Source organism: Cetobacterium sp. (assembly GCF_048470075.1).
Lineage (GTDB): Bacteria > Fusobacteriota > Fusobacteriia > Fusobacteriales > Fusobacteriaceae > Cetobacterium_A.
Window position 1 is genome coordinate 1 of record NZ_DBGBQB010000227.1, and the last position, 22542, is coordinate 22542.

Annotated in this window: 16 protein-coding genes and 1 riboswitch; all 16 genes read left to right on the forward strand. The window is 32.1% G+C overall.

All coding sequences use genetic code 11. The features are described 5' to 3' along the window. Nucleotides 1–111 precede the first annotated feature (111 nt). Nucleotides 112–579: a 5-(carboxyamino)imidazole ribonucleotide mutase gene (purE, locus tag ACMOUI_RS07995; RefSeq protein ID WP_418965200.1), complete on the forward strand. Its 468-nt coding sequence runs from the start codon at nucleotides 112–114 to the stop codon at nucleotides 577–579. Next, a complete protein-coding gene (gene purK, locus ACMOUI_RS08000) occupies nucleotides 566–1657 on the forward strand; it encodes a 5-(carboxyamino)imidazole ribonucleotide synthase (protein ID WP_418965201.1) in 1092 nt (363 codons plus the stop codon). The genes purE and purK overlap by 14 nt, the downstream gene beginning before the upstream one ends. Before the next feature lie 9 nt (nucleotides 1658–1666). Continuing rightward, nucleotides 1667–5359: a phosphoribosylformylglycinamidine synthase gene (locus tag ACMOUI_RS08005; protein WP_418965202.1), complete on the forward strand. Its 3693-nt coding sequence runs from the start codon at nucleotides 1667–1669 to the stop codon at nucleotides 5357–5359. Between the two features lie 24 nt (nucleotides 5360–5383). Beyond that, a complete protein-coding gene (gene purC, locus ACMOUI_RS08010) occupies nucleotides 5384–6106 on the forward strand; it encodes a phosphoribosylaminoimidazolesuccinocarboxamide synthase (protein ID WP_418965203.1) in 723 nt (240 codons plus the stop codon). 2 nt (nucleotides 6107–6108) lie between these two features. Continuing rightward, complete coding sequence (purF, locus tag ACMOUI_RS08015) at nucleotides 6109–7506, forward strand: amidophosphoribosyltransferase (protein WP_418965204.1); 1398 nt, start codon at nucleotides 6109–6111, stop codon at nucleotides 7504–7506. A gap of 27 nt (nucleotides 7507–7533) precedes the next feature. Next, nucleotides 7534–8544, forward strand: a complete 1011-nt coding sequence (gene purM / locus ACMOUI_RS08020; RefSeq protein WP_418965215.1) for a phosphoribosylformylglycinamidine cyclo-ligase — start codon at nucleotides 7534–7536, stop codon at nucleotides 8542–8544. Beyond that, entirely contained in the window at nucleotides 8538–9113 is a 576-nt protein-coding gene (gene purN / locus ACMOUI_RS08025) for a phosphoribosylglycinamide formyltransferase (RefSeq protein ID WP_418965205.1), read from the forward strand. Before purM ends, purN begins: the two co-directional genes overlap by 7 nt. A gap of 5 nt (nucleotides 9114–9118) precedes the next feature. Then, a complete protein-coding gene (purH, locus tag ACMOUI_RS08030; protein ID WP_418965206.1) occupies nucleotides 9119–10648 on the forward strand; it encodes a bifunctional phosphoribosylaminoimidazolecarboxamide formyltransferase/IMP cyclohydrolase in 1530 nt (509 codons plus the stop codon). 15 nt (nucleotides 10649–10663) lie between these two features. Then, complete coding sequence (gene purD, locus ACMOUI_RS08035) at nucleotides 10664–11914, forward strand: phosphoribosylamine--glycine ligase (RefSeq protein WP_418965207.1); 1251 nt, start codon at nucleotides 10664–10666, stop codon at nucleotides 11912–11914. Between the two features lie 80 nt (nucleotides 11915–11994). After that, the gene (gene guaB / locus ACMOUI_RS08040) at nucleotides 11995–13452 is read left to right on the forward strand and encodes an IMP dehydrogenase (RefSeq protein ID WP_418965208.1); all 1458 of its coding nucleotides are present in this window, start codon (nucleotides 11995–11997) and stop codon (nucleotides 13450–13452) included. Nucleotides 13453–13503: 51 nt separating this feature from the next. Further along, nucleotides 13504–13579: riboswitch (cyclic di-GMP riboswitch) on the forward strand. Between the two features lie 51 nt (nucleotides 13580–13630). After that, nucleotides 13631–15739, forward strand: a complete 2109-nt coding sequence (locus ACMOUI_RS08045) for an HD domain-containing phosphohydrolase (RefSeq protein ID WP_418965209.1) — start codon at nucleotides 13631–13633, stop codon at nucleotides 15737–15739. Nucleotides 15740–15756: 17 nt separating this feature from the next. Beyond that, complete coding sequence (locus ACMOUI_RS08050; RefSeq protein WP_418965210.1) at nucleotides 15757–17211, forward strand: ABC transporter substrate-binding protein; 1455 nt, start codon at nucleotides 15757–15759, stop codon at nucleotides 17209–17211. 22 nt (nucleotides 17212–17233) lie between these two features. After that, nucleotides 17234–18064: a hypothetical protein gene (locus tag ACMOUI_RS08055; protein ID WP_418965211.1), complete on the forward strand. Its 831-nt coding sequence runs from the start codon at nucleotides 17234–17236 to the stop codon at nucleotides 18062–18064. Then, nucleotides 18064–20670 (forward strand): hypothetical protein, encoded by a 2607-nt coding sequence (locus ACMOUI_RS08060; protein ID WP_418965212.1) that lies wholly within the window; start codon nucleotides 18064–18066, stop codon nucleotides 20668–20670. Before ACMOUI_RS08055 ends, ACMOUI_RS08060 begins: the two co-directional genes overlap by 1 nt. A 15-nt stretch (nucleotides 20671–20685) precedes the next feature. Then, nucleotides 20686–21591 (forward strand): toxin-antitoxin system YwqK family antitoxin, encoded by a 906-nt coding sequence (locus ACMOUI_RS08065; protein WP_418965213.1) that lies wholly within the window; start codon nucleotides 20686–20688, stop codon nucleotides 21589–21591. An 8-nt stretch (nucleotides 21592–21599) separates the two neighbouring features. Next, on the forward strand, nucleotides 21600–22355 hold the full coding sequence (locus ACMOUI_RS08070; RefSeq protein ID WP_418965214.1) for a fimbria/pilus periplasmic chaperone: 756 nt from the start codon (nucleotides 21600–21602) through the stop codon (nucleotides 22353–22355). Nucleotides 22356–22542 lie beyond the last annotated feature (187 nt).

Sequence of the window (22542 nt, forward strand, 5' to 3'; positions counted from 1 at the left end):
ATATATATAAATGGAATAAGTGTGTAAAAACGCAGATTATTGAAAAGGGATAGTTGTAACCTTTTTAGTAATGTGCGTTTTTTATTTTTAACTTTTAGGGAGGAAAACAGAGTGAAAATAGGTGTAATAATGGGAAGTAAATCAGATTTACCGACTATGAATGAATGCGTAAATATTTTAAAGGAGTTTGGGGTTGAACATGAAGTAAAAATAGTTTCAGCACATAGAACTCCAGAGTTGATGTTTACATATGCAAAAGAAGCAAAGCAAAGAGGAATAGAGGTTATTGTAGCAGGTGCGGGAGGGGCAGCTCATTTACCTGGAATGGTAGCAAGTTTAACAGACTTACCAGTTATTGGAGTACCTATTGAGAGTAAAACTCTGAAAGGAATAGATTCACTTTTATCAATTGTACAGATGCCAGGTGGAGTTCCAGTGGCAACAGTGGCGATAGGTGGAGCTAAAAATGCAGGATTATTAGCGGTTAAGATATTGGCTTTAAAAGATAGTGAGGTTGCTAAAAAGGTTGTGGAATTTAGAGAGAGGATGGAAAGGATGATTTTGGATGAAAAAATCTAGAAGAGTTGGAATTTTAGGTGGGGGACAACTGGCTAAAATGCTCTGTGACTCAGGGAAAAAAATGGGGTATCAAACAGTAATTTTAGATCCAAATAGGGATTCATGTGGCAGTCTTAGTGCACATAAACATATAGTGTGCGACTATAGAGATGAAAATGGATTAAATGAGCTATGTGAGAGTGTAGATGTCATAACATATGAGTTTGAAAATGTACCAAGTGAAACAATAGAGTATTTGGAAAAGAATAGAGCTAATATTCCCCAGGGAAAGAGACCACTATATTTAAGTCAGCACAGAGTTAGAGAGAAGGAAGCTGTAAGTAATATAGGTGTTAAGACAGCAGAGTTTAAAAAAGTTAAAAATTTAGATGATTTAAAAAAAGCGATAGCTGAAATGGAGTTTCCATGTATATTAAAAACTTGTTCAGGTGGATATGATGGAAAGGGACAATGGAAACTTTTAAAAGAGAGTGACTTAAATGAGATTGAGTGGAATGAAAAAGTGGAGTACATTTTAGAAAAGATGCTCACTTTTGATAAAGAGGTTTCTTGCTTAGTTGTTAGGGGGATAGATGGTCATGTAATAAATTTTCCAATTGGAGAAAATATACATAGGAATGGAATCTTAAATATGACTATAGTTCCAGCTAGAATAGATAGGGAGATTGTAAATGAAATTGAGAACATCTCTAAAAAAATTGTGGAAAGATTAGATATTTATGGACCTTTAGGAATTGAGTTTTTTATAAAAGGTAAGGAGATCTATTTTAATGAGATGGCTCCAAGACCTCATAACAGTGCTCACTATACGATGGATGCTTGTAACTACTCACAATTTGATGCTCATTTAAGGGGTATTTTAGGAGAGGAGTTACCCAAAATAAAGCTTTTAACTCCAGTGGTAATGCTAAACGTAATGGGAGAGGATAGAGATAGATTGGATACAATCCCAAATGATAGTGATACACATATTCATATATATGGAAAGACAGAGTGGAAAAAAAATAGAAAAATGGGTCATATAAACTATTGCGGTAAAAATATAGATGAGCTAATTTTAAAAGCCAATTCATTTTAGGGAGGAATAATGAATAAGAGAGTGTTTGTAAAGAAAAAAGATGGGTTTCAAGTAGAGAGCTTAGGTATAAAAAATGAACTTTTAGAAAATCTAAAAGAGAGTGGAATAGAGAGTATTGATCTATATAACGTGTATGATATTTTTAATTGTACAGCGGAGGATCTACACCTTTTAAAAAATAAAGTTCTATCAGAACCAGTTACAGATGATGTGTATGAAGAGATTGAATTGGAAGGAAAAAGATACTTAGCAATGGAGTTTTTACCTGGACAGTATGATCAAAGGGCAGATTCAGCGGAGCAGTGTCTAATGCTTTTAAATAGCAGAGAGGGAGTTCAAATAAAAAGTGGAAAAGTTTTAGTTTTTCACGGAGAGATAAGAGATTTTGATAAAATAAAGGAATATTTGATAAATCCAATTGAGACTAGAGAGAAAAATCTAAACACTTTAATTCTAGAGGAAAATATAGATATAGATCCAGTACCAACATATACAGGATTCATAGATAAAAACTCAGATGAGTTAGAAAAATTTTTACATGAACATGGTTTAGCAATGACTTTAGAGGATTTAAAACATATTCAAAATTACTTTAAAAATGTGGAAAAGAGAGATCCAAAGGAGACAGAGATAAAGGTTTTGGACACATACTGGTCAGATCACTGTAGACATACAACTTTTGAAACATATTTAAAAGATATAAAAATAGAGTGTAAAGATTTGACAAATAGTATTCAAAATGCTTTTGAAAACTATTTAGAGTTGAGAAAGAGGTTGGGAAGAGAGAAAAAACCTCTAACTTTAATGGATATGGCAACTATTGGGGGAAGATACTTAAAGTCAGTTGGGAAATTAGATGACTTAGAGGAATCAGAAGAGATAAATGCTTGTAGTATTGAAGTGGATGTAGACGTGGATGGGGAGTTAGAGAGATGGTTATTGATGTTTAAGAATGAAACTCATAATCATCCAACAGAGATAGAACCTTTTGGAGGTGCAAGTACATGTGTTGGGGGAGCGATAAGAGATCCCCTTTCTGGAAGAGCATATGTGTATCAGGCAATGAGAGTTACAGGGGCTGGAGATATAACTGAAAATATAGAAAAGACATTGGCAAATAAATTACCTCAAGAAAAAATATCTAAAGGTGCAGCTCACGGGTACTCATCATATGGAAACCAAATAGGACTTACAACAACCTATGTAAAAGAGATCTATCATGAGGGATATAAGGCAAAAAGAATGGAAGTAGGAGCTGTTGTTGGTGCTGTAAAAAAGGAGTATGTGAGAAGAGAGAGTCCTATTCCTGGGGATGTAGTGATTTTATTAGGTGGAAAAACGGGAAGAGATGGGGTAGGAGGAGCAACAGGATCATCTAAGGAACACAATGAAACATCTTTAACTAAGTGCTCGTCTGAAGTTCAAAAAGGAAATGCTCCTGTGGAAAGAAGAATTCAGAGATTATTTAGAAATCCTGAAGTGACAAAACTTATAAAAAAATCAAATGATTTTGGAGCTGGAGGAGTGAGTGTTGCTATTGGTGAGATTGCAAGAGGAGTTGAGATAAACTTAGATACAGTTCCAGTTAAATATTTAGGTCTCAATGGAACTGAACTAGCTATATCGGAATCCCAGGAAAGAATGGCAGTGGTAGTTGAAGCAAAGGATGCAAAAAGATTTCAAGAGTTAGTAAAAGAGGAAAATCTGGAATCAGCATTAGTTGCAGTGGTAACAGAGAGCGAAAGATTGGTAATAAAATATAAAAATGAAACGCTTGTAGATATTTCAAGAGAGTTTTTAGATACAAATGGAGTTAGACAGATACAGGATGTAAAAGTGACATCTTCAAATCTGGAAAATCCATTTATAAAGAAAGAGACAAGTGATGATATTAGAAAGGGTATAGAAGAGTTACTACAGGGGATGAATGTGGCATCTCAAAGAGGTATGGTAGAGATGTTTGATGCTTCAATAGGAAGAAGTACAGTATTGATGCCTTATGGTGGTAAATATCAGCTGACAGAATCAGAGGGAAGTGTGCAAAAGCTTCCTACGGACAAAGTTACAAACACTTGTTCAATTATGACTTTTGGATATAATCCATTAATATCGGAATACTCACCATATTTAGGAGCTCAATATGCTGTTATAGAATCTTTAGCAAAGATTGTAGCGATAGGTGGAAACTATAAAAAAGCAAGATTATCATTTCAGGAATATTTTGAAAAGTTAGGAAAAAATGAGGAGAAGTGGGGAAAACCATTTGCAGCTTTATTGGGAGGAATACAGGCTCAAATGGAGTTTGAAACTCCAGCGATAGGTGGAAAAGACAGTATGAGTGGAACTTTTAAAGATTTAGATGTGCCCCCTACTTTAATCTCATTTGCAGTGACAACAGAGAGTGTAGAAAATATAATATCACCTGAATTTAAAAAAGCAGGTAATAATATCTATCTGATAAAAAGTGAAAGACTATGTGGAGAGATACCAGATTATAAGAGGATAAAGGAAAATTTTGAACTGATTGAAAAATCAATAAAATCGGGAGCTATAATATCTGCATCAACAATTAAATTTGGTGGAATAGCAGAAGCGGTTATAAAGATGAGTTTTGGAAATAAAATCGGAATTAAAATAGATACAGAAGAGAATCTATTTAGTTTAATGCCAGGAGATATAGTTGTAGAATCAACAGAGAAGTTAGGGTATGGGATTTTTATAGGAACAACAGTGGATGAGAAAGTTATTGAATTAAATAAAGAAAAATTTGATATAGATTCTTTAATAGAAACTTGGGAAAAAAGATACGGTAAGATATATCCATATACAGTGGAAACAACAGGTGAAGTAATAGAGAAAGAGTATATGACAGATAAGATATTTAAGGCAAAAAAATTATACGAGAAACCAAAGGTATTAATCACAGTATTTCCAGGAACAAACTGTGAATATGATACAAAGAGAGCTTTTGAAAGAGCGGGAGCTGAAGTTGAGATATACGTATTCAATAATCTAGGAGTTCAAGAGATAAAGGAGAGTATAGAAACTCTATCCAATAAGATGGAGAGGGCTCAAATATTTATGATACCAGGAGGATTTAGTGCTGGAGATGAACCAGATGGATCTGGAAAGTTTATAGCTAATATTCTTCAAAATGAGAAAATAAAAAATAGTATGAAAAAGTTCTTAGAAAATGATGGATTGATACTGGGTATTTGTAATGGTTTCCAAGCTCTTATAAAATCGGGATTATTACCATATGGTGATGTGGATAGCGTGACTAAAGATTCGCCAACACTATTTAGAAATGACATAAATAGACATATTTCAAGAGTGGTAAGGACAAAAGTTGTATCTAACAACTCACCGTGGATGAGTTCATTCACTGTAGGAGAAACTCACAATATACCGATGTCTCATGGAGAGGGAAAATTTGTAGTAAGTGAGGAGTTTGCAAAAGAGTTATTTGAGAATGGGCAGGTAATAACACAATACTGTGACTATGAAAATAGAGTGACAATGGACAAAAACCATAACTTAAATGGATCTACATATGCTATTGAGGGGATTGTTTCAAAATGTGGAAAAATTTTAGGGAAGATGGGACATTCAGAGAGATATGAGGATGGATTGTTTAAAAACATAGATGGAAATAAGATGCAGGATATCTTTACTAATGGAGTTAATTATTTTAAAAAATAAATATTAAAGTGGGAGAGTGACCAGATGTTATTAGTAGAAGCAAATAAGTTATATGAAGGAAAAGCTAAAAAAGTTTATAGAACAGAAAATCCTAATGAAGTTATTATTTATTATAAAGACGATGCAACAGCTTTTAATAATTTAAAGAAAGGTCAAATACACAATAAAGGGATTTTAAATAGTCAAATTACAACTATAATCTATGATTATTTAAAAAAGAATGGTGTGGAAACTCATCTAATTGAAAATTTATCAGAGAGAGCTCAGCTTTGTAAAAAAGTGGAGATTATCCCCTTAGAGGTAATAGTTAGAAATACTTTAGCTGGGTCTACAGCAAAACTTTTTAAAATGGAAGAGGGGAAAATTTTAGAAACTCCAATATTTGAAATCTGTTATAAAAAAGATGAACTTGGAGATCCAATGATTAATGACTATCACGCAATGGCATTGGGACTTGCTACAAAAGAGGAGTTAGAGAGTATCTATTCTCAAACTAAAAAAATAAATGAGTTATTAAAAAGACTATTTGAGCAAGTTGGAATTGAGTTGGTAGATTTTAAAATAGAGTTTGGAAAAGATACTGATGGAAATATTATACTAGCGGATGAGATATCTCCAGATTGTTGTAGATTATGGGATAAAGAAACTAGAAAAAAACTTGATAAAGATAGATTTAGAAGAGATTTAGGTGATATTGAAGAGGCTTACCAAGAAGTTCTAGCAAGATTAAAGAAAATAGTGGGGTAAAAATGATAAAAGAGATCGAGTATTTTTTAAGTGGAAAAATAAATGAAGAGTGTGGAGTATTTGGAGTATTTAACGTGGAGGATGCGGCACAGTTAACATACTATGGGCTACACTCATTACAACATAGAGGTCAGGAGGGAGCTGGAATAGCTTCCTCTGATGGAGAAAACCTTATTAGAGAAAAGGGTGAGGGGTTAGTAACAGAGGTTTTCAATGCAGAAAGATTGGAGAAATTACCTGGAAATATGTCCATAGGACATGTTAGATACTCTACAACAGGAGGAGGGGGAATTGAAAATGTTCAACCGATACTTGTTCGTTCTCATACTGGGGACTTTGTAATTGCACATAATGGAAATATTGTAAATGCTAAAGAGTTAAAAATGCAATTGGAAGCTATGGGGAGTATTTTTCATACAACTTCAGATAGTGAGATAATTGGGCATCTAATTCAAAGAGAGGTTGGAGATTTTCACGAAAAGATACTAAAAGCATTACCTAAATTGGAAGGAGCATTTTCCTTTCTTATAATGAATAATGATGATCTTTATGTAATAAGGGATAAAAATGGATTTAGACCACTATCTATGGGAAGATTAGAAAGCGGATATGTATTTAGTTCTGAAAGCTCAGCTTTTGAAATTGTGGGGGCAGATTATATAAGGGGATTAAAGCCAGGAGAGGTTTTAAAAGTTTCTAAAGAGGGCGTACACTCATCTCAATATACCGATTGTACTCAGGATAAGATGTGCTCTATGGAATACATATATTTCTCAAGACCAGACAGTAGTATAAATGGATTAAATGTACATACAAGTAGAAGAAACTGTGGGGCAATACTGGCTAAAGAGAGTCCAGTGGAGGCGGATATAGTTATAGGAGTTCCAGATTCATCTCTATCTTCAGCAATGGGATACTCGGACTTTTCAGGAATACCTTATGAGATGGGGCTTGTAAAAAATAGATATGTAGGTAGAACATTTATAAAGCCAAATCAACATCAAAGAGAACGTGGAGTTAAGATGAAACTTTCAGCTATGGAAGCCGTTGTAAAAGATAAAAGAGTTGTTCTTGTAGATGACTCTATAGTGAGAGGAACAACGTCTAAGCACATAATAAAACTACTAAAAGATGCAGGAGCTAAAGAGGTTCATATGAGAATAGCCTCGTCTCCAATAATAAGTCCATGTTTTTATGGAGTGGATACGTCCACATACAATGAGTTGATAAGTACGAAGTTGTCACCAAAAGAGTTGGGAGAGTATATAGGAGCGGATTCATTGGCATTTTTGTCCAATGATGGAATGCTGGAAGGACTAGGTAAAAATATATGCTTAGCATGCTTCACTGGAAAATATCCAACAAGTATGTTTAGTTTGTTAGAAAATTTAAAAAGATAGGGGACGGTAAGAGTGAGTAATAAATATATGGAAGCTGGAGTTAGTTTAGAGGCTGGATATGAGTCAGTTAGAAGAATAAAAAATCATGTTGAGAGAACTAAGATAAAGGGAGCAATCAATAGCTTAGGAGCCTTTGGTGGAATGTTTGATCTTTCAGAGTTAGGTATGAAAGAGCCAGTATTAGTTAGTGGAACAGATGGGGTTGGAACAAAGTTGATGTTGGCTTTTGAGATGGATAAGCATGATACTATAGGTCAAGATGTTGTAGCTATGTGTGTAAATGACGTTTTAGTTCAAGGAGCTATGCCACTGTATTTTTTAGATTATATTGCTGTTGGAAAAAACTATCCAGAACAGATTGAAAGTATCGTAAAGGGAGTAGCAGATGGGTGTGTGGCAGCAGAGTGTGCACTGATTGGTGGAGAAACAGCTGAGATGCCAGGAATGTATAAAGAGGGGCACTACGATATAGCAGGATTTACTGTGGGAGCTGTGGAAAAAAGGGATTTAATAACAGGAGAAGATATAAAAAGTGGAGATGTTCTTATAGGAATATCATCTAGTGGTGTACATTCAAATGGATTTTCTTTAGTTAGAAAGATATTGAAAGATGCAAACTTAGATTTAAAAGAGACTTATGAAGGATTTAAAAAAACCTTGGGAGAGGAGTTGCTTACACCGACAAGAATCTATGTAAAAACAGTAAAAGAGGTACTGAAAAGTGTGGATGTAAAGGGTATGTGTCATGTAACTGGAGGTGGATTTTATGAGAATATTCCTAGAATTATACCTGAGGGATTAGGAGTGGAAATAGAATCTAAAAACATATCTGAGCTTAAAATATTTAAGTTTTTAGAGGAAAAGGGTGAAATACCAAAAAAAGAGATGTTTAATGTATTTAATATGGGAGTTGGATTTATATTTGTTATATCTAAAGAGAAAATGGACAGTTTAGTTAGAAAACTTGAGGTATTAGGAGAAAAACCAATGATTTTAGGAGAGGTTAATGAAAAACCTGGAGTAGAGATAAAATGGTAAAAATTGCGGTTTTAGCATCTGGAAATGGAGGAAACTTCCAGAGAATAGTTGAAGCTCAAAAATCTGGAGAGGGAAAAGGGTATGAGGTCAAAATTCTAATTGTCGATAAAGAGAGTGCTTTTGCTATGAGTAGAGCAAAGGTATTGGGGATACCATACTATTTCATCAATCCAAGAGAGTTTGATACAAAGGTGGAGTTTGAAAAGAGGCTAATCAATATATTAAAAAAAGAGGGGATTGAGTATATTGTTTTAGCAGGATATATGAGAATTATATCATCTACCTTATTGAATGAGTATCAGAATAGAATAATAAATATACACCCAGCTTATTTACCAGAATTTCCTGGTAAAGATGGGATAGGGGATGCCTTTAAAGCTGGAGTTAAAGAAACAGGAGTAACTATACACTATGTGGATAGTGGAGTTGACACAGGGGAGATAATATATCAAGAGAGAGTAAAAATAGAGAGTGGATGGGTACTAGAAGATTTAAAAAATAGAATACATGAAGTGGAACATAGGATATATCCTATGGTTTTGACAAAGTTATTTAAAAGGGGAGAATAATATATATGAAACGTGTGTTGATAAGTGTATCTGATAAAACAGGAATAGTAGAATTTACTGAAAAATTAGTGTCATTAGGGTATGAGGTAGTATCTACTGGTGGAACAAAAAAGACATTGGACGAAGCTGGTATAAAAACATTGAGTATATCAGATATCACTGGTTTTCCAGAGATTATGGATGGAAGAGTAAAAACATTACATCCCAATGTACATGGGGCTTTGTTATGTGTCAGAGACAATGAAAAGCATCTAAAAGCTCTAGTGGAAAATAAGATAGATTTAATAGATATGGTAATAGTAAATTTATATCCATTTAAAGAGACTCTAGCTAAGGAGGGTGTAACTCATGATGAGCTAATAGAGAATATTGATATAGGTGGACCAAGTATGTTAAGATCAGCTGCCAAAAACTATAGATCAGTTACAGTGGTAGTTGATCCAAAGGACTACGAAAAAGTTATCTGTGAAATAGAGAGAGAAGGGTATACTAAACTGGAGACAAGAGAAAAATTGGCAGCTAAAGTTTTTAGACACACATCAGCATACGACACACTAATTGCAGAGTATTTAACTGGAAAGGTAAAGGAGGAGTTTCCTGAAACTTTAACAGTGACTTATGAAAAAGTACAAGATTTAAGATATGGTGAGAATCCCCATCAAAAAGCTGGATTCTATAAAAAAAGTTTTGCGGGATATTCTATAGGAAATGCTGAGCAACTACATGGAAAAGAACTATCATACAATAATATTCAAGATGCAAATGCAGCATTAGAGATATTAAAAGAGTTTGAAGAATCAACAGTGGTTGCAGTAAAACATATGAATCCATGTGGTGTAGGTAGTGGAAAAACAATAAAAGAGGCTTGGGATAAGGCCTATGAAGCTGATAAAACATCGATTTTTGGAGGAATAGTTGCCACAAATTCATGTGTTACAACAGAGGTGGCAAAAGAGCTTTCACAACTGTTTTTAGAGATTGTAATAGCTCCAAGTTATGAGAAGGAAGCTTTAGAGATTATAACTCAAAAGAAAAATATAAGAGTTTTACAACTTGATATGAGTAAAGAGATAGTGAATAAAATGAAGATAACTTCAGTTATGGATGGAATATTAATTCAAGAGTTTGATGAGATGAAAATATCTGAGAGTGAACTTATCTGTGTGACAGAAAAGAAACCTACAGATGATGAGATAAAGGATCTGTTATTCAACTGGAATGTGGTAAAACATGTAAAATCTAATGCTATTGTAATAGGTAAAGATGGTCAAACAATAGGAATAGGGGCAGGACAGATGAATAGAGTGGGAGCTGCAAAAATAGCTTTAGAACAGGGAGGAGATAAGTGTAAAGGTGCAGTTTTAGCATCAGATGCATTTTTTCCAATGGCAGATACAGTTGAATTAGCTGCAAAATATGGAATAAAAGCTATTATCCAACCAGGTGGCTCAATAAAAGATTCACTATCAGTAGAGGCTTGTAATAAATATGGAATAGCGATGGTATTTACAGGGGTTAGACATTTTAAACATTAATTTTTGGAGGAGTTCATGAAAGTTCTTATAGTTGGAAAAGGTGGAAGAGAGCATGCTATAGCATGGAAAGTAAAAGAGAGTAGTTTAGTAAAAGAGATATTTATAGCTCCTGGAAATGTTGGAATGGAAAGCATAGGTAAATTGGTTGAAATTTCAGAGGAAAAAATAGAGCAATTGGCAGATTTTGCTGAAGAAAATAGAGTGGATTTAACAATAGTTGGACCAGAGAGTGTATTAGCTTTAGGCATTGTAGATGAGTTTGAAAAAAGGGGATTAAAAATATTTGGGCCTACAAAAGAGGCAGCAAAAATTGAATCGAGTAAAGATTTTGCAAAGAAACTGATGAAAAAATATGGTGTTCCTACAGGGGAGTATGAAACTTTTTATGATTTAGATTTAGCAATTGGATATGTAAAAGAGAAGGGAGCTCCAATAGTTATAAAAGAGGATGGATTAAAAGCTGGAAAAGGTGTGACAGTAGCCTTTTCAGTGGATGAAGCATTGGAAGCACTTGAAATAGCTTTTTCTATTCCAAATAATAAAGTTGTAATAGAGGAGTATTTAGATGGTTTTGAATTTTCCATTATAGCTTTAACAAATGGAGAGAGGGTAATCCCACTTGAAATAGCTCAGGACCATAAAAGAGTTTATGATAATGATAAGGGACCTAATACTGGAGGTATGGGTGTTTATTCTCCAGTTGATAAAATAGATTCAAATATAATAGATGAAACTTTAGAAAAGATATTAAAACCTATGGCTAAAGGAATGGTTAAGGACGGGATACCATTTAAAGGTTTTCTTTTTGGTGGAATAATGTTGACAAAGGATGGTGTAAAAACTATAGAGTTTAATGCTAGATTTGGAGATCCTGAGGCAGAGGGTATTCTTCCAAGATTAAAATCAGACTTTGTAAAAGCGATTATGGATTTAATGGAGAATAAAGATGTAGATTTAGAATGGGATAAGAGGTATACAGTGGCTGTGGTAATGGCTTCTGAAAATTATCCAAAATCATCAGCAATTGGAAGTGAAATAGAGATACCAAAAGATCTGAACTCCATAGTATTTCATATGGGAACTAGAAAAGTTGATGGAAGGCTTGAAACAAATGGGGGAAGAGTACTATCTGTAGTTGCCTATGGAGATACTTTAGAAGAGGCAAAACAGAGAGCATATTCAGATGTAAATAAAATAAATTGTAAAAAATTATTTTTTAGAAATGACATAGGTTCAAAAATGTGCTATAATAACGAAAATAAATAAAAAAAGACCTGCACAGTACCAAAAATAAGTGCAGGTCTTTATTCAAAAATTGGAAAATTAAAATCGGAGGCAGTAGGAAAATGATGAATGGAAAAATAATAAAAGAAGCAATAACTTTTGATGATGTGCTATTAGTTCCAGCAAGGTCAGAGGTATTACCGCATGAAGTGAGTTTAAAGACAAGACTTACAAAGGATATCGAATTGAACATTCCAGTTTTAAGTGCAGCGATGGATACTGTAACAGAGGGAGATTTAGCAATCGCTTTAGCAAGACAAGGAGGAATTGGATTCATTCATAAAAATATGAGCATAGAGGATCAGGCCGCAGAAGTTGATAGAGTAAAAAGAAACGAAAGCGGAATGATCAAAAATCCTGTAACTTTAACTAAAGATTCTACAGTATGGCATGCAGAAGAGATTATGAGAAGATATAAAATATCAGGATTACCAGTGATTGAAGAGGATGGATCTTTAATTGGTATTATAACAAATAGAGACTTAAAATATAGAAAAGATATGGATCAATTAGTAAGCGATATTATGACTAAGGAGAATCTAGTGACAGCTCCAGTGGGGACAACATTAGAGGAAGCAAAAGATATTTTATTGGAAAATAGAATTGAAAAATTACCAATAGTTGACGAGAATGGAAAGCTAAAAGGATTAATAACTATAAAAGATATCGATAACCTAGTTGAATACCCATTTGCATGTAAAGACTCACAAGGAAGATTGAGAGTTGGAGGAGCAGTGGGTGTTGGGGCTGATACTTTAGATAGAGTAAAAGCTTTAGTGGAAGCTGGAGTGGATATAATAACAGTTGACTCAGCACATGGACACTCAAAAGGAGTTATGGAAAAAATAAAAGAGATAAGAGCAAATTTTCCAAAATTAAATATAATAGGTGGAAATATAGTAACAGCTGAAGCGGCTTTAGATTTAATTGAAGCTGGAGTAAATGCTGTTAAAGTTGGAGTTGGACCTGGATCAATCTGTACAACAAGAGTTGTTGCTGGAGTGGGAGTTCCTCAATTATCAGCAGTAAATGACGTATATGAAGTATGTAAAACAAAAGGAATAGGTGTAATTGCTGATGGTGGAATAAAATTATCAGGTGATATGGTAAAAGCATTAGCAGCAGGAGCAGATTGTGTTATGTTAGGAGGATTGTTGGCAGGAACAACAGAAGCTCCTGGAGAAGAGATGATCTATGAGGGAAGAAGATACAAGGTATACGTTGGAATGGGATCAATGGCAGCTATGAAAAGAGGATCAAAAGATAGATATTTCCAAAATGATGCTAAAAAACTTGTACCAGAAGGAATCGAGGGAAGAGTTTCATATAAGGGAAGTTTAAAGGATGTAGTTTTCCAACTTTGTGGAGGAGTTAGAGCTGGAATGGGATATTGTGGAACACCTACAATTGAAGATTTAAAAGTTCATGGAAAATTTGTGAAAATAACAGGAGCTGGATTAAAAGAGAGTCATCCTCATGATATTATTATAACTAAAGAGGCTCCAAACTATTCAAAATAGATATAAAAAGTTGACTTTAGAGTTTTGATTGATTATAATTAAAGAGAAATTTTTATTATAAGGCAAAATAGGGGAAATCCTATGACGCAAAGCTATAGGGTCTTTAAAATGACAGCCAGCTGCAATATTCTTTATGATTATTGCAGCTTTTTTTTTGCAAAAAACTTAGGGAGGAAAAATGAAAAGAGTAGTATTTATATTTTTGATGGTAATAAACTGTATCACTTTTTCTAAAGAGAGTATAAGTGTAACAATACCATCAAATACAACTGATATGTATCTGTATAAAGATTTAGAAAAAGGAGAGTATAGTGGTGTCTATGTTGAACTTTTTTCAAATATATTAAAAAATAAAAATATAGATATAAAATTAGATAATGAAGATAGTGATATTGTGTTAAGAACAATTGAGACTTTAAAGGGAAAAGAGGAATATGAATATATTGATACCCCAATGATATATAGAGTAGGAGTTGTTGTTAACAAAAATTCATCTTTTTCAAACTTAAGAAATGTGAAGAGAATGAGAGTGGCTTATATTCCAAATCAACATGGATTAAAGGAGTTTAAAGAGAGATATAAGGATATAGAGTTAGAGAGAACAGAGGTAAAAACTATAGATGAGGGACTAGAAAAACTTGCTGATGGAGACGTTGATGCATTTATAGCCCAAGACTGGTACGATAAAAATTCAGGTAAAACAGATTATAAGTTACTCGAAAATACTAGATATAATGAGCAGATTGCAGTGAAAAAAAATCTAAAAAATGCTCAGGATAAAATAAAAGGAATTATAGATAACTTGGAGGGAGAAAAGTTTCAGGAGATACTTTCTAAAAATAGGGTGAATTTTTATAAATATCTTTTAAAAGATACACCAAGTTATGAGAGTATAAAGGAAAAGTATAAGACTATAAAAGTAAAATTAGGTAAAGATAAGTTTATGTTGCCATTTTATTATGAACAGAAAGCTAATTATCAAGGATTAACAATAAATATTGTACAGGAGTTAGAGAAAATAATAGGAGTGCCATTTATATTTGTGAAGGATGGAGAATATGACATAGATGGTATCGCTATAGAAAACACTCAAAGTAAAGCGAAAATTAACTATACAAAACCATATTATGAGATGAAGTTATCTGTGGCAAATAGAAACTCCGATGGATTTGTACAGGATATCTCAGATTTAGATAAAGCCAAGATATTGGTATTAAAGGGAGACTATAGTTATACTTATTTAAAAAATATATTAAAAAATAGCGAGATAATAGAGGTTGAAAGTTATGAAGAGGGACTAGAAAAGCTATTAAGTCAAGAGGGCGAATATTTAGTAGGGTATTTTAATATATTGACTGGAGTGATAAGTAATAATTTTTTAGATGATAAGATTAAAGTTGCAGGTATATTAAATGACTCTTTTGGAGTTAGTTTTGGAATTTCAAAGGAGAAAAAAGAACTTTCAAATTTAATGGAAACAATATTGGATAGCTTTACAGTGGACAAAACAGTTATAGATAATAATCTGTTAAAAAATACTATAGTGACTCAAAATTATAGATTGATTTTGAAAATCTCAATACCAGTTATTCTTTTTATAATACTTTTAATATTTTTAATAATTAAATCGGAGAAAAATAGAAAGAAGGCGGAAGAGTTAAGTTTTTCTTTAATAGAGGTATTGGAAATGGCCAATCAATTAAACGATGAGGATACAGGGGATCATGTAAAAAGATTGGGTATGTATTCTACACTTTTATCTGAAAAAGTGGAGCTATCTAAAGAGTTGAAAAAAAATATAAAGAGATTCTCTTCACTTCATGATATAGGAAAAGTAGCTATACCATCGGAGATATTGAAAAAACCTTCTAAGTTAACAGAAGAGGAGTTTAAAAAAGTAAAGGAACACGTTAATATAGGGTATGATTTGGTGAAAAAGTTAAAGTTGGGGAACGTTGCAGAAAATATAGTTCGATATCATCACGAAAAATGGGATGGAACTGGATATCCATGTGGATTAAAGGGAGAAGAGATTCCATTGGAGGCAAGAATAGTTGCACTTGTTGATGTGTATGATGCATTGAGACAGAAGAAGTTTCATAGAGAGGGACTTTCTCATAAAGATGCCTTAGAGGTTATAAAAAATGAAAAGGGCAAAAGTTTTGATCCTGAATTAGTGGATATTTTTGTTGATAATAATAAAGAGTTTGAAAAGATATATGAGGAGAACAAAGAATCATTGGATTTAGCAACAGAGTTCTATTCTGCAATAAAAAATAATAAATAGTGTTAAGAGGTGAAGAGATGAGAAGATATCTATACCTAATTTTATTTACCCTTACAATATCCTTTGGTTTTGGACAATCAGATATATATTTTGATGAGGTTCAATTGAGTGAATATGGCGGTTTTGAACAAGAACTTTCTGAGAAAAACAATGAAATAAAGATAGTTCAGGCAGTTAAAGTTACAAATATAGATCCTATTTTTATGAAAGATCAATACTCTATAAGAGTTGTTAACTATCTTTATGAAACACTGTTTAATTATAATGAGACTGGTGAAGTTACTCCAAACTTAGTTCAAAGTTGGAATTGGAAAGATGAAAGTGTTTTAGAGCTTAAATTGAAAAAGGATATTTATTTCCAAAATGGGGATAAAATGCTGGCGAGTGATGTAAAAAAATCATTGGATAGAATGCTAGAAAATAGCGTTTTTAAAGATATGTTTAGTGATATACAAAATATAAAAGTTATAAACAACAGTAAGTTAGAGATAAAATTAAAGGGAGAAAATAAACTTTTTTTATCGATGTTAACATACTATATGTGTTCAATAACTAAGTATGAGGATGGAGTCATCTATGGAACAGGTCCATATAAATTGGATAAAATTACAAATAAAGAGGTTATTTTATCGAAAAATAGATATTTTAGAGAAAATATTGGACCAGAAAAAATAAGAATTTTATCAGAGATAAGTGATAGAAAAAGAGCACTTCTATATTTTAATGAAGCTGTTGATATTGTTTTAGATTTAAGTCCTAAGCAGATAGAGAAACTGAAAAATGAGGGTATCATTAATACAGAAGCAAGTATGAAGGAGACAAAAGAGCTGGATACAATTGCAATAATGTTTGGAAAAAAAGGCGATATTTTTAATCAGAAGAAGAATAGAGAGGTTTTAGAAAGCATTATAGATAGAGAGAAGATAATAAAGGATATCTTTAGTACTGAGTTAGCCCAAACATTTTTTCCGAAAAGTTTATTCAATGCTAATCTTTCAAAGATAAAACAGAGTAATTATACTGAAGACAAGCTCAAAGAGAGCGGTCTTTTAGATAGAAAAATTGAGATAACCACATTAAATGATGATATATCTTTAAAAATTGTGAATAATTTAAAAGAACAGTTGAGTGTTAAAGGAGTAGAAGTGGAAGTAGTTCCATATCAACAGGAAGCTTTTTTAATGAAGATGGAAAAACAGGATTATGAAATAGCAATTTACAATATACTTTTTAATGAAAAGTATCTGATCTATAATCTAGGAAAAGTGATGGTACACGATATAGGAGATAAAGAGATGTACAACGCAATATTACCATTTTTAGAGATTTTAAAAGATGAAGATAGGGTAGAAAATAGAGAAAAAATCTATGATAAAATTGTATTCTTGATTTCAAAAAATATACCCTATATTCCATTGGTACATAGAGAAAGAGTTGTTTTAAAAAATGGGAAATCTAATCTTTATGAGTAGAAGTTAAAGGAAGTGAAGTGTTTTGAAAAAAATTTTAATTTTATTACTATTTTTTAACTGTATAGTTTTTGGAAATATGCGTTTTAATACATCAAAATTAACTTCAAGAAAAGAGATTATTGGTGATTGGACTCAAAACATTAACTACACAACAAATAGCTTTAAAATAACAGGATTGGAAGATAGAAAATTAATATATGAGATTGAAAACTTTGGAAATATATATTTTTTTAGAGAAGATGGTACAGTTGAAGAGAGAATAAAAATAAATAAAGTAGAGTTAGAATCATTTGATTCTCGTCTTTCTAGAGAGAATAAAACTATTGAAACAAATAGGAGAGATTGCAATTTAAAACTTAAAGTAAATGTCAATGTAAAAGGGGATTCAGGATTGGGGGGAAGGTATATATCTAGACCCATTACCCTTACGGTTTATAGAGGAGATGGCAATAAAAGTAGTGGAATAAAAATAGAGACCACTCTTGAATTAAATGTGATAAGAAGATTAAAAGTATCCACTACTCCTATGGATTTAGGTGTGGGTGTTCAAGGGCAAAGAGTATCATCTAGTCAAGGAACACACGGCTATTTAAAAGTGGAAGGTGAACCAAATAAAAGGATAAATATAAGTTATCCTAAAGAGATAAAGATATTTAATAGAAAAGGAAAGGGAAGTTTGAAAGTTAATATATCTAGCCCTGAATTGGAAAGGAAAGATGATGAAAACTATACTACAAAATTATCTCGATATGGTGATAGAAAGATATTATTTATGGGTGAGGTGGTAGATACTAAAAAAGCACCTCCAGGTAAATATAGCGGGGAGTTAAAAATAAAGGTTAGGTATGATTAATGAAAAAATTAAAAATAGCTTATCTAAGTTTAATAGCTATTTTTTTCCTATTCTTTTCATTTGAAATTTTGGCAGAAGAGAGTAAACAGCTAGATGAAGCCTATATTGAGATTAAGAGTAAAAGTTTAAAAGATGATTTTTTTATGGCTAGATATGATTTTGAAAATGATCAAATTTATATACCGATAAAAGGATTACTTTATTTTTTGGAAATTTATTCATTCGATATTGATTTAGAAAGAAAAAAGGTGGAGTTTCAAAGTGATAATGAGAAATATAAAGCTGAGATAAAAAGTGGAAAAAGTTTTATAATTGATGACGATATCTATGTGGAACTTAAGGTATTGGGGGATGATTTTAAATTCAAATCTCCAATGTGGTCTAGCCAAGATTTGAAATTGATTTTAGAACCTGATTTCACTTTACCTTTTGAGATAAGAGAAAAAGGGAAAATTGAGAGACTTAGATTAAATGATAGAAAAGAAGATGAAGCTTTTAATTTAGTGAAACCTGAAAATAAAATTTTAGCTCCAGGATTAATGAAAGTTAACTATTCCAAAAACAGTTTGAAAGATGGAGAAAATAAGATAAGCGTAGAGTATGGAACACAACTTTTATATGGTGATTTTTATATGGATTACGCTATTGAACCGGAGAGTTCTGTTAAAAGCTATAATTTAACCTATAATGATGTATATAGAGAGAATGATGTGATTTTAGGAGATTTCTATATCAAAACTCCAGACTTTTTAAATGTAAGTGGAATGGTAGAGGGAGTTAGTTTTGGAGAGAAGAATACATATAGTTCCACAGTTGGAAATGTGACAACAATAAAAGGTGAAGCTCAAGGAGCGGATATAATAGAGCTATATCAAGGGGGAATACTCTTAGACTATCAAAGACCAACAGAAAAAAACTTTATATTTGAGGTTAGAGATAGAAACTATGGTGGAGATTATGTATTAAAAATTTATTATACCAATGGTCAAATAGAGACTAGAAAGGTATACACAGTAGGAGACTCTAAATTACTTGGTAAAAATGAGTGGGATTATAATCTACAACTGGGAACGGATAGAGATAATGGGAAAAAACAAAGCGTAAATGAAGTGAGTTATGGAGTGAGTAAAAATTTGACTTTAGGCTTTGGAGTACTAAATTTAGAATCAGAAAAAAATAGAGAGTATAGTATTTTAAAGAATGAATTTATATATAAATTAAATATGTCAAATAGATATCCTCTTTTAGTGAACTATCAAAACTTTTATGAGTATGATAAAGAGGAGAATAGCTATGAGATTAGGATAAATCAGAAAATAAAAGAGTATAGTCTAATATTGAAATACTTTAAATATTCAAATTATATAGCGGAGGAAAATGATACTAAAGAGTATACCTCAATAGGTATATCAAGGGATTTTATATGGTCAAGAGTTGGATTTGGATACCAAGAGGAGTTAAAAAATAATCAAAAAGATAAAGAGACAGGTTACTATATAAGTTTAGAAAATAGGAGCATGGCAAATTTTTCACTTTTCTTAGATGCTGAAGTAACAAATCGTGAGAATAATCAAAAGAGTTATTCCATAAATCCTGGAGTGAGTTACGGAGGTATGTCGGGATTTACAGTAATTTTTCAAACAAACATAGAGAAAGATAAAAAGATAAAAACTGATTATTCATTAAAGATATTAGGAAGAAGAAAAGAGTTTAGATCCACTGGATTAGAGTATATGTTAGGAACGGAGATGAAATATAGTGATGAGGATAAAAGTAGATTCACAGTAGACTTTACTATCTATCTGGACAGAAATATCTATATAGAGCTACCTACTTCTAGAAGGGAGGATGGTGGAGTAGATATGGGAATCACTGTTGAAAAAATATTTGATCTGTCTAATTTAAAAAGAGATGTTGGAGATAGACAAGTAGATAACTCATGGATATATGGGAAAGTTTATATAGATTCCAATGATAATGATATATATGATGAGGGTGAAACCACATTGCCAGATGTAACTATAATAGTTGATGGGAAAAGAGCAGTTTCAGACTCCAATGGAGAATATATTATACAAGGATTGCTTCCTTTAGAAAAATATAAAATACAGGTGGATAGAAAAAGTATAGATCCAATGTTAACCCAAGTGAATGATAAAAAAAGAGTTCAGACAAGAGCATCCATAGGAACGAGATACAATGTAGGTGTACAAGCGGTATCTATGGTTACTGGAAATATAAATCCTGGAGATAACATATCTTCAAAAGAGCTAATTCGAATACTGAGTATGACCAATGTTATTTTGGAAAAGGATGGAGAGTTGTATCAAGAGATAGACCCAGAGTTTGATGGAATGTTTTTCTTTGAAAATGTTTTACCTGGAAAGTATGAAATGAGGTTTAAATATTTAGGAAGTGATAATATTGAGTTCTCAGAGGAGAAGTTAGATGTAAACATAGAGCTTGCTCATGAAGATGAGGGTGAATATTTCGAAGGTTATGATGTAGTGGTAAATAAGTACGATAAAGAACTTATAGAAAATAATACTATTGAAGAGACTGAAGAAGAGGGGTATAATTTAGAGGATGTTTTAAATAATTTTTAAAAGGAGAGAGAAAGGTTGAAGAAAAGATGGGTTATAACATTAATTACTTACATTGTGCTATATAATCTTTCCTTTTCTGATTTGAGAAAAGAAAGTATAAATAAAAAGTTACTAAAAAATCAGATAGCTTATATATCCAATGAAACATCTCCTTTTACTGGAGAGTTAATAGGAGAGGGAATAAAGGAACAATATGAAAATGGAATAAAAAATGGGTTTTTTCAAGGATTTTTCTTTGAAAAAAATGAACAATTTATCTATGAAGGTAGATATGTAAATGGTATTAAGCATGGAGTATGGACAATAAAGTATCTAAATGGAAATACCAAAGGGGTATTAAAATATAATTATGACAAACCAAATGGGCAGTGGACATATTTTTATAATAATAACAGCATGGAGGGATATGAAAATTTAGAGGATGGTATTTTACATGGAAAGGTTGTGAAATATGCGCCCAATGGTGATCTGTTAACAAAAGTTGAGTATTTTCATGGACTTTTAGAGGGAGAAGCTATATTTTTCTATAAAGGAGAGGTTTTAGAAACTTTGACAAATTTTAAATTTGGAAAAATAGATGGTGGAATAAAGATATTTGGTATCGATGGAACACAAATCTTAGAAGGGGAGTATAAAAATGATAAAAGAGATGGAAAGTGGAGATTTTTTTATAAAAGTGGTGATATAAAAACTGTTGTAAATTATAAAAATGGTTTGAAAAATGGAGAGGTAATAATCTATGACAAGGCTGGATTGATAGCTCAAAAATCCAACTTTTTAAATGGGGATGAAGTGGATGAAGAAGGGCGTGTTATAGAGAGGGATACAGATTTAAAAGATCCAGTTGTAGACAGGTTTAAAAAGTTTAATAGAAACTTAAAATATGAAAAATATGATAAAATACTAAGTGAATTGGAGTGATAGAAAAGATGAGATTAAAAAAAATAGCAGTGGGAATTTTTTATTTTTTATTTACATTGACAGGCTATGCTTTCAACTTTAGTGTAGCGCCGACTAGATTTGAGATAGAGTTGGATAAAGTGAATACAAATGAGATCACTTTAATAAATAATACGACATCTCCAATGAGATTGGAAAGTTTTTTAGAGAGTGCTCCTGGGTATGAGAAGTATAGCTTAAATAACTATATAAAACTATATCCTAAAATGGTAGCCATTAAGCCAGGTGGAAAACAGGTTGTAAGATTTAGAATAAAACCAGATGCAGGAATGACTCCTGGAGAGTATAAAAGTTATGTTGTTTTTAAAGAGATGCCTTTAAAAGATTCAGGAAACAATAACTCAGGAAAAGTTGATGCTCAAATAAAGATGATAACAGAGGTGGGAATCAGTATATATGGGTATTACGGAGAGATAGATAGAGGTACTAATATCTCCAACTTAACTCTTACATACAATAAAAAAGACTCTAGTTTAAAAGTGGTAGCTGATTCAAACTCAAAAGGAAATAGTTCAGAGCTATTGAATCAAAAAATAGAGATTTTAGGAGCGGGTGGCATTGTTACAGATGTAATAGAGTCACAATTTGGAAGAACAGAAAGAAGTGGGAAATCAAAAATAGAGAACTCTATGAGAGTTCAAGGAGTAAAAGGCAAAAGAGTTAGAGTTACAATTTTTGATTCTCAAGGAAATGTAATAGGTAAAAAAACAACAGAAACATTATAAAATCTAAGAAAAATACACATTTATTTCAAATGTGTATTTTTTATTAAAAAAAGTTGTTGACTTAGTTTAAAATTTGTGATACTATAATTTTTGTCAGCGGGAAACACCGCAGACGAATGAAAACTAAAGGACATTAACAACCGAATAGAGAAAATAGTCAGAAGTTATGAAAATAACAAATGCCAGA

Bases quoted from the DNA above. Each gene is read 5' to 3' on its own strand.
- purK (WP_418965201.1), top strand. From the start codon at position 566: ATGAAAAAATCTAGAAGAGTTGGAATTTTAGGTGGGGGACAACTGGCT.
- ACMOUI_RS08005 (WP_418965202.1), top strand. From the start codon at position 1,667: ATGAATAAGAGAGTGTTTGTAAAGAAAAAAGATGGGTTTCAAGTAGAG.
- purC (WP_418965203.1), top strand. From the start codon at position 5,384: ATGTTATTAGTAGAAGCAAATAAGTTATATGAAGGAAAAGCTAAAAAA.
- purF (WP_418965204.1), top strand. From the start codon at position 6,109: ATGATAAAAGAGATCGAGTATTTTTTAAGTGGAAAAATAAATGAAGAG.
- purM (WP_418965215.1), top strand. From the start codon at position 7,534: ATGGAAGCTGGAGTTAGTTTAGAGGCTGGATATGAGTCAGTTAGAAGA.
- purN (WP_418965205.1), top strand. From the start codon at position 8,538: ATGGTAAAAATTGCGGTTTTAGCATCTGGAAATGGAGGAAACTTCCAG.
- purH (WP_418965206.1), top strand. From the start codon at position 9,119: ATGAAACGTGTGTTGATAAGTGTATCTGATAAAACAGGAATAGTAGAA.
- purD (WP_418965207.1), top strand. From the start codon at position 10,664: ATGAAAGTTCTTATAGTTGGAAAAGGTGGAAGAGAGCATGCTATAGCA.
- guaB (WP_418965208.1), top strand. From the start codon at position 11,995: ATGATGAATGGAAAAATAATAAAAGAAGCAATAACTTTTGATGATGTG.
- ACMOUI_RS08045 (WP_418965209.1), top strand. From the start codon at position 13,631: ATGAAAAGAGTAGTATTTATATTTTTGATGGTAATAAACTGTATCACT.
- ACMOUI_RS08050 (WP_418965210.1), top strand. From the start codon at position 15,757: ATGAGAAGATATCTATACCTAATTTTATTTACCCTTACAATATCCTTT.
- ACMOUI_RS08060 (WP_418965212.1), top strand. From the start codon at position 18,064: ATGAAAAAATTAAAAATAGCTTATCTAAGTTTAATAGCTATTTTTTTC.
- ACMOUI_RS08070 (WP_418965214.1), top strand. From the start codon at position 21,600: ATGAGATTAAAAAAAATAGCAGTGGGAATTTTTTATTTTTTATTTACA.